The organism is uncultured Campylobacter sp. (genome assembly GCF_937997595.1).
Taxonomy (GTDB): Bacteria; Campylobacterota; Campylobacteria; order Campylobacterales; family Campylobacteraceae; genus Campylobacter_B.
The window spans coordinates 1-9,643 of sequence record NZ_CALKTS010000108.1; the positions used below are offsets into that span (position 1 = coordinate 1).

Below are 9,643 nucleotides of genomic sequence, written 5' to 3' on the forward strand. Positions count from 1 at the left end.
TAGCGGTAGATGAGATCGAGCGCCTGCAAAATTTCATCCGCATCGCGTAGCTTCACGCGCGCAGAAAAATCACCGCCGCTAAAGGTGCCCATCACAAAGGCGCAGTCGCAGATACCCTTTGGAAAGCTAAGCTCCTCCACGAGCCCCATGGCCCACATCAGCGCCCACAGCGACTCGTATTTCCAGCCCATATTTATGGCCTCGTCGCGGCTCGCCTCGCCTTGCGTGACGCGGCGCTCCATGCGCGTGAGCTTGTCTATGCAGCCGTAGTGGTTATCTAGAAAGCCCTGCACGCCCTGCTTATCCTCATCCGCGAGCTTGCCCTCGTCTCTGATCGAACAGGCGCACATTATCGCCGCATACGAGCAGATCGCGCGGGCGATGACCTCGTCTTTTTCGCGCGGAGTGATCTCGCTCGTCTCGTATCGCAGCGGCAGATGGTCAATGTACGGCACGCCCTGCGATTTTAAAATTTCGATGCTTATATCCTTGCGCTCTTGTGCGCTCTTGCCAATCTTTGCAGCGTTTGCGCTATTTTTGCCACCTTTTTTGAAAAAATCTGAAAATGCCATGAGCTTTCCTTAAAATTTTAAACGTATTTTAAAACAATCGCGCAAAATTTCAGCTTACGGCGGCGGGACGGATTTTTTAAATTTAAGTTCAAACCGAGCTTTGCAAATCGGGCGAAAATTCCGCGCCTCGTCTTGCTAATTTATACGGCGCGCGCTCGCCCGCCCGTGCCTTCTATGATGCTTCGATATAGATCGTAGTAAAATATCTTTGCGGGCAATTCAGGCTTTTGCGGCGGTTTTGACGAAATAAAAAAAATTTAAGCTTTGCCTCAGGTCGGTTAAGTTTCGGCAGTTACTCGAACCGGTTTTAGCGGCGCCATAAGTGCCGCCGCCTCTTTTTTTGCAAATATACCGTCCCGCCGCAGCCGGCAAGGATGTCCGCGATATATGGAATAAAATCGCCGAGCGGCATAAGAAGGTGGATGTAGGGCATTTTATCTCCGTTTTAAATTTTACTCTTTATGGCTTCAGGGGTCGCACGCCGCTTTAAATCGATGTTTATCTTTCGATCGCGTGTCCGCATAAGCAAAGCGCGCTTTGCCGCGTAAATTTAAAAAGCGGCGCCCGTATTTAGCCGAGCGCCGCAATTAAAATTTAACCGATTCGCGCATTTGGCCGAGCGGTGCCGTCTGGCACCTCTCAGTTAAATTTAAGTGGGTGCGATTAATACTTAAACGAGCTGCCCGGCTCGATCAATTTAACCTTTTGTTTATAATTCATCTTTAGCACCGCAGCAGGCCCGAGCACGGTCGCCTTCTCGCCCTCAAGCCAAAACGCCGTACCCTCCGGCATCGCATAAACGGTCGATTTTTGATTAGCGATCAAAAATTCCTCCAGCCTCTCCTCTCTGCTCTCGCCGTTGTGCCCCGCAGGCTTGCCCGAGATGAAGTGCGGATTGATCTGGTGCGGGAAGATGTTGAAGGTATTAAACGACTCAGGCTCGATGATCGGCATATCGTTCGTCGTCATCATCGTAGCGCCCGCGACGTTCGAACCCGCGCTCCAGCCGATATACGGCGTGCCGTCCTCGACCATTTTGCTAATCAGAGCGATGAGCTCGTTTTCGTACATATCGTGCACGAGCTTGAAGGTGTTGCCGCCGCCTACGAATATGCAATCCGCGCTCGCGACCTCCTTTGCGGCATTTTTAGCGTGGTGGACGCCGACTATGTTTAAATTTAAACTCGCAAGCGCCTCTTTGACGCGCTTTTCATATTCGTCGTAGCTCCTGCGAAGGCTCGCGTAAGGGATGAAAACGATCTTTTTGCCCGCGAGGTTGTTCTCCTGCGCAAATTTACCGATCCACGACACCGCGTGCGATAGATACTTCGTGTCTTTGTAGCCCGAGCTTGAGAGCAGCAGCGCTCTTTGCTTGCTATGATCACGCTTTGAGAGCTTAAACGCCTTTTCGCTCGCAGCTAGTTCGCTCGTACCGAGCATCGCAGCGCCCGCCGCCAAAGCGGCTACCTTTAGTAGGTCTCGTCTTTGATTTTGCATCTTTTCTCCTTTAATCAAAGTTGATATCTGTTTTGAAATTATATTCCTTTACATATAAAGAGAGACTGAATATTCGGTTTAAATTTCGCTTGCGCGGAGCTCTCGGCAAGGTAAAATTTAAAGCTTGCTAAATTCCGAAATTAGGCGAGACGCCGCGTCGTAAAATTTAAAAGCGCGGCTAAATTTAATGAAATTCAGGGCGCCGGCATAAGGTTAAATTTAGTGAAATTTACGCTTCGTCCTTCGGAATATAGGTGCTTCGATTAAACAGATAGCACGCTGTAAAAATAAGAAAACAAAGCGATAATACATTTGAACCGCTCAAAAACAGACCTATTATCCTCTCATTATTTTTAGCGATCAGCGCCGCTATTATGAGCGCAAGCGGATAGAGGATCAAAGCCACGCTGGCTAAATTTTCGATTATAAAAACCGCCAGAGAAAAGCACTGATTTTTTATAAAAAGTTTGCTATATTTTTTCGTCGGATAGCTTTTTAAATAAATTCGCGTAAAAATATATGGTAAAACCAACACCGCAGCAAGAGAAAAAAGCCCGCCCAGAACGTTATTTACAAAGCTTGCAAACCACGAAACTAAAACCGTAAAGCCCACAAACGTCATGCTAGAGCGTCTGATAAGCCTATGTGTGTCGTAGCGATTTTTTAGATTGCGTGGTATATTTTTAAATTTTGCGTCCAGGTAATTTAGTTCGTCTAGTCTTTCCTTTACGGATTTTGCGCTTTGAGCCGCTAGGACGGACTCCCTGCGTAGATCCGGGGTCTCGGAGGCGGGTGTATATGAGCTTTTATTGAAAAAATAGCATATCGCAAAGATTAACAAGCAGATTGGAGCCACTAAGAGGCCGTATAAAAATGCATAAATACCATATCCTCCGTCATTATCTTCGACGAAAAATGACCCCAAAATAAGCAGAATCGGATATAAAATCAAAACTATGCTGGCAAAATTTTCGATCGTAAAAACCAACAAACTATCTCCTTGATCCTTGATAAAAAGGTTGCTGTATCGCTTAGTCTTAGTGTATTTCAAAAAACAGATCGTCGCACATATAGGCAAAACTATTATCGCGACATCACGAATATATATAAAAATTTCAGATGATAATTTTATACCGATATTTGTAAAAAATGACTCTAAATATATTCCCAATATCATTAAAAAATAAAAAGTAGCAAACGCTGATGACCAATACGCCATAATCACGCGTCTGATAAATCTATGTCTATCGTATCGCTTCTTTAAATTTTCAGGGATAGCGGCAAATTTCTCGTCCAGCTCTTTCGTGTCTGATTGAAATTTCTCGTCCACAGCTCGCTCCTTTTAAAGCGCTAAATTTTAGAAATTATATCGAATTTGGCGCTGCAAAGCGGCTACATTTAGGTCTAAATTTAAATGCGAAAAAGTATAATTACGCCATGGTTTTGACACAAAATTTGATCTATGAAATTTTACCCTTGTGGAGGAGATCCCCGCGGGCAGGGTCGCTAGCTACGGACAGATCGCACGCTTGATCGGGCTACCCGCTTGCTCGCGGCTCGTGGGGCGCGTGCTCTCGCAAGCAGAGCCTTACGGCAGCTACCCGTGCCACCGCGTCGTAAACCACGCAGGAGCCTTGGCGGCGAGCTTTGCGACTCAGCGCGAACTGCTAGAGGCCGAAGGCGTGGAATTTAGAGGCGAGCGCGCCCGTATGAAAAAGCATCGCTGGGAGCGCTAAGATCTAATTGCTACAGCCTGAAGCACGGAATTTACAGATCGTTTGAAGCGCGAAATTTCAAATCATTTGCAGCAAAAATTCTAAATTGTCCGCGGCGCGAAATTTTAAATTTACAAAGCGGCGGCAGGGTGAGATGGAAGCTAGGCGCCGCCGATCGCCAAGAGCCTGCGAGCTTTATTTGCTTGTAGATGCGGCGTAAATCATCATGCGGAAAAGATAGAATAGAATTTTATCTTTTTTGCGCGGCGGCTTAAATGCTGCACTAAGCAGCTCTTCGGCAATCAGCCCGCCGCAGTTTTACGAAGCAGATGCGACGCCGCTTATTAGTTTTTTCGCTGCAGGCTTTCGCGCCCGTTTCGGCACCGCTTGTAGATTTGAGCTATCGCAAATTTTGTAGCGGTCGATCTGTTCGTCCTCGGCGCGTTAAAATTTTAAATCGATGCGACTTCTGTGAGAGGCGGAGAAAAGCGGCGAAATTTTAAAATTTACTCAATCCACTCTTTGAGCGCACCGGTGTGGGACGTTTTGCGGTGCGCCGATTCGAGCTTCGCACGGGACGCCGTTTCGGCGGCGTAGCTAGGCTCATTTAGCAATACGGCTCGCAACGCTTATCGTCCCTTTGGCGGCAGGCCCCATCTTGCGCAGCTTTGCTATCCGGCTAGCTATTTTTGGGCGTTGCGCGTGCTACCGGCCGCTTAAATTGCATTCTTACGGCGCGGTGCTATTTGGGGGCGTGAAAAGCCCTCACATATCGACGCCTTCAAGCTGCAGCAGCTTTATTTTCCTATCGATGCCGCCCACGTAGCCCGTGAGGCTGCCGTGCGTGCCTACGACGCGGTGGCAGGGGATGATGATCGAGACTTCGTTGTGCCCTACGGCGCCGCCCACGGCTTGCGCGGGCATCTTCGCTAGCCCGCATGCTGCGGCAATTTCGCGCGCGATCTGCCCGTAGGTCGTGGTCCGTCCGTAAGGAATTTTAAGCAAAATTTCCCACACGGCGCGCCTAAATGCCGAACCCACGGGATTTAGAGCGGGCGTAAAACCCGGCTCGCGTCCGCTAAAATACAGATCGAGCCAGCGCTTGGTTTGATCGAAAATGGCTAGGTTTTTCTCCTCAAAGTATCCGCTTTGCTCGTTTTCGCAGAATTTTCCGCTCGCGCCCTTGCGCTGAAAGATTGGTCGCGTGAGATTTTTCGCCCGTGTCTTTAACTGCAAAATCGCACGCGTTGTACTTTTCGTCTGCGCCGTTCGCCGCTTTTGCCGCAAAATCGCTCTTTTTACTCTTTTTCAACGCTGTAAAATCGCGCTGTGTTTCGCTCGCGGCGCGCTGCTCTTTTGCGAGCAGATCAGTGCTACTCCGCCTTTTATCCGCACCGCTTTTCGTCTCTAGCGCGCCGCTTTTCTCGTAGCAACCCTCTCTCGCAGCGGCATCTGTTTTTGCCGCAATATCGCGCGCGTAGAATTTGCCGTCCGCACCGCTTGCCGCAAGAGCGTGCGCGTAGTATTTCTCGCCCTCGAACCACAGTCCGCAAAGCCCCGCCCCATCGCCTGCGAGCGTGATTTTGCCAAGCGGCGAGTCGTAATAAGATATAAATTTCATAGCTTCTCCTATTTTGCGCTTTTACGATTAAATTTAGGCGCCGCAAACAGCGCTTAAATTTCCCAAATTTCTAAAATTTGCGGACAGATTTTAGCTACGCTTTGCTTAAACTCCGTCTTTTGCGCGCTACTCGGGTTGCTAACGGCTTCAAATTTGCAAAAAAGCTCGGTGATCTTTAGCCAGCCCGCAAGATTTAAATCGAATTTTTTCAAATTTGCCTCGGACAAAAACTCCAAATCATGGTCGTAAAACGCGATCTCGCCGCTAGAGCTTAGCAGCCAAAGATCGCCGGTGCCGCCCTATGCAAAGATACAAGACTCGCGCAGCAGCCCGCTATCGCCTTCAAAAGGAAATTTTGTCGCATCGTTGCAGAGCGCAATCTCGTGCTCTTTCAGCACTCTAAAATCGCCCGCAATCTCCCTGCCGAGGTATTCTCCTAGGATATTTTTAAGCTCGTTTTTGTTCAAAATTTAACTCCTCCGCTTTAGTTTCGTTTTTTGGCGTAGAGCATAAGAAAGCCGACCATCGCCGCGAAAATCACGCACATCGCAAGCGTCACGATGAGCGTGCCGTGCGCCGAGCCGCTTAAAAACAGCCCCGTCGTGTTCATCCCGAAAAAGCTCGTGATGAAATTTAGCGGCATCAGCAGCGACGAGATGATCGTGAGAATGTAGATGTTGCGGCTGATTTTGTCGTTTTTGAGGCCTTGGATGAATTGATAGATATCCTCGATCCTGACGGCGTATTCGCTCATTACGCCTTTAAAAACGCCCGCTTCGTAGGCGTAGTTTTTCAACCGCTTTTTAAGCGCCGGCTGCTCATTTGCGCAGATGAGCAGCGCCTCGTAGAAATGCGAAATTTTGTTTTGAAATTTGCGGATTTCGTATTTTAGGACAGAGTGCCTTTTCATAAATTTTGAAAAATCGCCGCGGCGCGTGTAGATCTTTTCGTAATTTTCAAGCTCTGCGGAGTGCTCTAAAATTTTATCGCGGTACTGCGCGAGGATCTTTTTAACGACTGCGAAAAACTCCGCCTCGCTGCTAGGTCGCACCTCGCCGTCCGCGTCATCTTGCGAATAGATCGCGCCCGAATCAAAAATAAAGCGGTAGTTTTGCTCGCGCGGCGCATCCGTCACGAAGTATACATACTCGCGATCCTCGGCGTAGTAATAGCCCGAAACGCTGCGCTTTTCGGTAATCGGGTTCAATGAAGCCTCCTTATTCAATCGTTTTAAATTTACGGAATTTCAAAATTCCGCTCAAATTTACGGAATTTTGAAATTCTGTTGCCGATCAGAATTCTGAAATTTCGCCGCCACTTAAATTTTATCGTATTTGGAATTTCAAAATTCTTTTGCGCTTGGAATTTTAAAATTTTAAGCACGAAAGAATTTTATCATTGGTGAGATTTTATGCGACGCAGTCGCAATTTAAATTTAACGCGGACGTAGTCCGCACCGCTAGCGTCGCGCGGGTGGGGGTTGGTAAGGGGGCGGGCGCGCCTCGCAACTCTGAGCGCCACCCCCTTACGAATATCGCACATAATGTATCCAAGCGCTAGGCTATATCATAAAATTTTGTAAAAATTTACAAAATAAAATTTCATTCCTAAATTCACAGCTCGCGAAATTCACGCCGTGATTTCTATTTTCTTGGGGCGGGAAGGAGGCTTGAATTGCGAGGTCACACTTCTCGCAGAGACGGCGCTGCCCCGCAGCACTGCATTGCTCTGCTCGCCCACAAACCCCACCCATCCCCCGACGACGCTTTAAGCGGTGCGGACTGCGTCCGCGCTAAATTTAAATTGCGGCTCATGTCGCATAAAATTTTAGTGTAAAAGCCAAGCTACAAATTCCGCGGCGAAATTCTACGTTCAAAGCACTCGTGCTTTTGCAAAACCTCGGCGAAGGCATAGATGAAATGAGCGAATTTCGTATCGTTCGCGCTCACGTCTGAAGCAAAAAGGTCTTCTAGCCTAAGTCTAAAGCGAGACGACCTTTGAGCCGAAGCCCCCTTCTGCGGGCGTGCCGTCGCGAAAGCCCTTGACGCTCGGGTGCGATTTTAAAAATTCCTTTACTGCGAACGCGAGCTTGCCCGTGCCGATGCCGTGTTTGACGATGATCTCATCAAAGCCCATCACGAGGCTTTGGCTGATGAATTTATCAAGCCTGCTGATCGCTTCCTCGGCGCGCAGGCCGTGCAGATCGAGCACGAGCGACGCGGAGGTGGGCTTTTGCACCTTGATGCTGATATTTTTTACGGGCGCGGGTACCGCACCGCTGCGCTTTAGCTCGCTAAGCGGCACGCGCAGCCTGATGCCGTCGCTTAGCATCAGCGCTTGGGTTTTGTTAAGCGATAAAATTTCGCCCTTGATCTTGCCGTATTTGACGCGATCACCCACCTTGAAGCTTTGCGGCTCGGGCGTGCTGAGCTCCGGCTGCTGCACGGCCCGTGCGAGCTCGTTTGCGCGGTTTATGGCGCGCTGCTTTTCGCGCACGTCGCTTAGGCTCACGCTGCGTTTGGCCTCCGAAATCGCGCGGTAGTATTCGTTTTGTAGCCTTGAAAGCTCCGCCTTCAGCTCGCTTTGCGCACGCTCGCGTTGATCTTTTAGCGCTTCGCTCAACGCGTCTAATTTCTCCTCTTTTTGCTGCGTCTGCGCCAGCTTTTGTTTTAGCTCAAGCTCTAAATTTATCGCTTTTGAGATCGCTTCGTTCAGGTTCTCTTTGTTTTCGCCGTAGTTTTTGCGCGCCGCGGCGATCAAATTTTGCGCTATACCGTAGCGTAGCGCGGTTTCAAAGGCGTAGGATTTGCCGATCGTGCCCTTTAAAAACTCATATTTCGGCGCGCTGTTTTTCTCGTCGTAAAGTGCCGCCAGCAGCTCCACGCGCGGATCTTTCGCCAGCAGCATCGCTAGGCGCTTGTGATGCGTGGTGATGATCATCTTCACGTCGCCGCTTATCAGCTGCTCGATCATCGCGCCGTATAGGCTCGCAGCCTCCTCAAAATCGGTACCCAGCTCGATCTCATCGACGCCGATTAGAATTTCTTTGCGCCCGAAAAGCTTGCTAAATGCAACCATCCTGCCCGCGAAGGTCGAGATGTCGTTTTTGGAGTTTTGCGGATCCTCCATTATGAGCTCGAACTCCTTAAAGGTGCCGATGCGGCTGAGGCTTGCGCGAATAGGCATCGGAAGGAGGTATTTGGCTAACAGCGCCGCGCTTAGAATGCTTTTTAAAAGCATCGATTTTCCGCCCGCATTCACGCCGGTGATGAGCAGAATTTTGCCGCAAAACTCCACACTCACGCGCTTTGGATTTTTAAGCGCGGGGTGGGCGAAGCTGTCTAGGACGATGTCGCGCGAGGGCTCAGACAGGATGAACTCATAATCGCTCGCTCTTGCCATCGCAGCGCGCGCAATCAGCGCATCGATCGCATCGAAGGCGGCGTTTATAAATTTTAAAAAAGCTAAATTCTTATTAAAAACCGCGCTGATCTGCTTGCAGTGCTCGAATACGATCTGTTCTTTTTTATCCAAAATCGCGCTTTGAGCGGACTTCAGAGCCGCGATCGCGTCGGGAAGCACGTAAAAATAGCCTCCGCTTGAGCGCGCTACGACGCTGCCTTTTAGCACGTGATTAAAGCCGCCGCGCACCAGCAGAGCCTCGGTGTCGCTTATGTAGTGGATCTGCGTGTCGGCGAGATAGGGCGCAAGAGCTTTGGAATAGATCAGCCTTTTTAGCGTCTGCTCGATCTCGCCCTTTTTTATTTTAAACGCCTCGTTCAGCGCGCCGAAGCGCTCGTCTATCGCGTCGCGAAAGCCGCCCTGATCGTCGAAATAATCCTTTAATTGCGCGATGGGCGCAGGAATTTCGATCTTGGCAAGCCAGGCGGCGAGTTTGCCCTCAAAAGGCTGCTTTTTGAGATACAAAAAATATCGGACGATCTTGCTAAACTCGTAAATTTCGCTGATATGCAGCACGCCGTGCTTTGAGATACGCATCAGCGCGTCGTCTAGGTTCGCGACGCTCTCGCACTGCGCGAGATCAAATTTTGTAAGCTCTGAAATTTTTTCAAAATTTAGCTTGCTATCGCCGCTTAAAAACAGCGGCTTTTCGCGCGCCAAAAAGCTTTTAAATTTGGCTAGATACTCGCTCAAATCGAGGCGCGTAAAAAGTTCGTCACTGATCATAAACGCACTCTTTAATCTTGTAGGTTTTGCCCTTAAACTCCGCGCCCGCG

Annotated in this window: 12 protein-coding genes; 2 read left to right on the forward strand and 10 right to left on the reverse strand. The window is 49.3% G+C overall.

All coding sequences use genetic code 11. The features are described from left to right. The 4 genes from Q0614_RS03820 to Q0614_RS03835 form a co-directional block, all read right to left on the reverse strand. On the reverse strand, positions 1–572 hold a 572-nt coding region (locus Q0614_RS03820; RefSeq protein ID WP_298786656.1), incomplete at its 3' end, for a DUF4272 domain-containing protein. A gap of 307 nt (positions 573–879) precedes the next feature. After that, positions 880–1,005, reverse strand: a complete 126-nt coding sequence (locus tag Q0614_RS03825; protein WP_298786658.1) for a hypothetical protein — start codon at positions 1,003–1,005, stop codon at positions 880–882. 230 nt (positions 1,006–1,235) lie between these two features. Further along, the gene (gene pepE / locus Q0614_RS03830) at positions 1,236–2,069 is read right to left on the reverse strand and encodes a dipeptidase PepE (RefSeq protein WP_297942947.1); all 834 of its coding nucleotides are present in this window, start codon (positions 2,067–2,069) and stop codon (positions 1,236–1,238) included. A gap of 229 nt (positions 2,070–2,298) precedes the next feature. After that, positions 2,299–3,399: a hypothetical protein gene (locus Q0614_RS03835; protein ID WP_298786660.1), complete on the reverse strand. Its 1,101-nt coding sequence runs from the start codon at positions 3,397–3,399 to the stop codon at positions 2,299–2,301. Between the two features lie 148 nt (positions 3,400–3,547). Between Q0614_RS03835 and Q0614_RS03840 the strand changes: the two genes are divergently transcribed. Next, the gene (locus Q0614_RS03840; RefSeq protein ID WP_298063546.1) at positions 3,548–3,805 is read left to right on the forward strand and encodes an MGMT family protein; all 258 of its coding nucleotides are present in this window, start codon (positions 3,548–3,550) and stop codon (positions 3,803–3,805) included. A gap of 744 nt (positions 3,806–4,549) precedes the next feature. Here Q0614_RS03840 and Q0614_RS03845 read toward each other — a convergent pair. The 5 genes from Q0614_RS03845 to Q0614_RS03865 all read right to left on the reverse strand — a co-directional run bounded on the left by Q0614_RS03845 (position 4,550) and on the right by Q0614_RS03865 (position 6,612). Further along, entirely contained in the window at positions 4,550–5,020 is a 471-nt protein-coding gene (locus Q0614_RS03845; protein WP_298786662.1) for a methylated-DNA--[protein]-cysteine S-methyltransferase, read from the reverse strand. After that, complete coding sequence (locus Q0614_RS03850) at positions 4,920–5,405, reverse strand: hypothetical protein (protein WP_298786664.1); 486 nt, start codon at positions 5,403–5,405, stop codon at positions 4,920–4,922. The genes Q0614_RS03845 and Q0614_RS03850 overlap by 101 nt, the downstream gene beginning before the upstream one ends. Before the next feature lie 53 nt (positions 5,406–5,458). Beyond that, positions 5,459–5,617, reverse strand: coding sequence for a hypothetical protein (locus tag Q0614_RS03855; RefSeq protein WP_298786665.1), 159 nt, complete (start codon positions 5,615–5,617; stop codon positions 5,459–5,461). 87 nt (positions 5,618–5,704) lie between these two features. Next, on the reverse strand, positions 5,705–5,872 hold the full coding sequence (locus Q0614_RS03860) for a hypothetical protein (protein ID WP_298786667.1): 168 nt from the start codon (positions 5,870–5,872) through the stop codon (positions 5,705–5,707). A 17-nt stretch (positions 5,873–5,889) separates the two neighbouring features. After that, positions 5,890–6,612 carry a CorA family divalent cation transporter gene (locus Q0614_RS03865; RefSeq protein WP_298786668.1) on the reverse strand — a complete coding sequence of 241 codons (723 nt, stop codon included), beginning with the start codon at positions 6,610–6,612 and terminating at the stop codon, positions 5,890–5,892. Between the two features lie 194 nt (positions 6,613–6,806). On the opposite strand from Q0614_RS03865, the gene Q0614_RS03870 reads away from it, so the two are divergent. Beyond that, positions 6,807–6,965 carry a hypothetical protein gene (locus tag Q0614_RS03870; protein ID WP_298786670.1) on the forward strand — a complete coding sequence of 53 codons (159 nt, stop codon included), beginning with the start codon at positions 6,807–6,809 and terminating at the stop codon, positions 6,963–6,965. A 420-nt stretch (positions 6,966–7,385) separates the two neighbouring features. Here Q0614_RS03870 and Q0614_RS03875 read toward each other — a convergent pair whose 3' ends face one another. Next, the gene (locus Q0614_RS03875) at positions 7,386–9,593 is read right to left on the reverse strand and encodes an endonuclease MutS2 (RefSeq protein ID WP_298786672.1); all 2,208 of its coding nucleotides are present in this window, start codon (positions 9,591–9,593) and stop codon (positions 7,386–7,388) included. Positions 9,594–9,643: the final 50 nt, after the last annotated feature.

Excerpts from the sequence above, each read along its gene's own strand:
- pepE (WP_297942947.1), bottom strand. The coding sequence starts at position 2,069 with ATGCAAAATCAAAGACGAGACCTACTAAAGGTAGCCGCTTTGGCGGCG.
- Q0614_RS03875 (WP_298786672.1), bottom strand. The coding sequence starts at position 9,593 with ATGATCAGTGACGAACTTTTTACGCGCCTCGATTTGAGCGAGTATCTA.
- Q0614_RS03850 (WP_298786664.1), bottom strand. The coding sequence starts at position 5,405 with ATGAAATTTATATCTTATTACGACTCGCCGCTTGGCAAAATCACGCTC.
- Q0614_RS03825 (WP_298786658.1), bottom strand. The coding sequence starts at position 1,005 with ATGCCCTACATCCACCTTCTTATGCCGCTCGGCGATTTTATTCCATAT.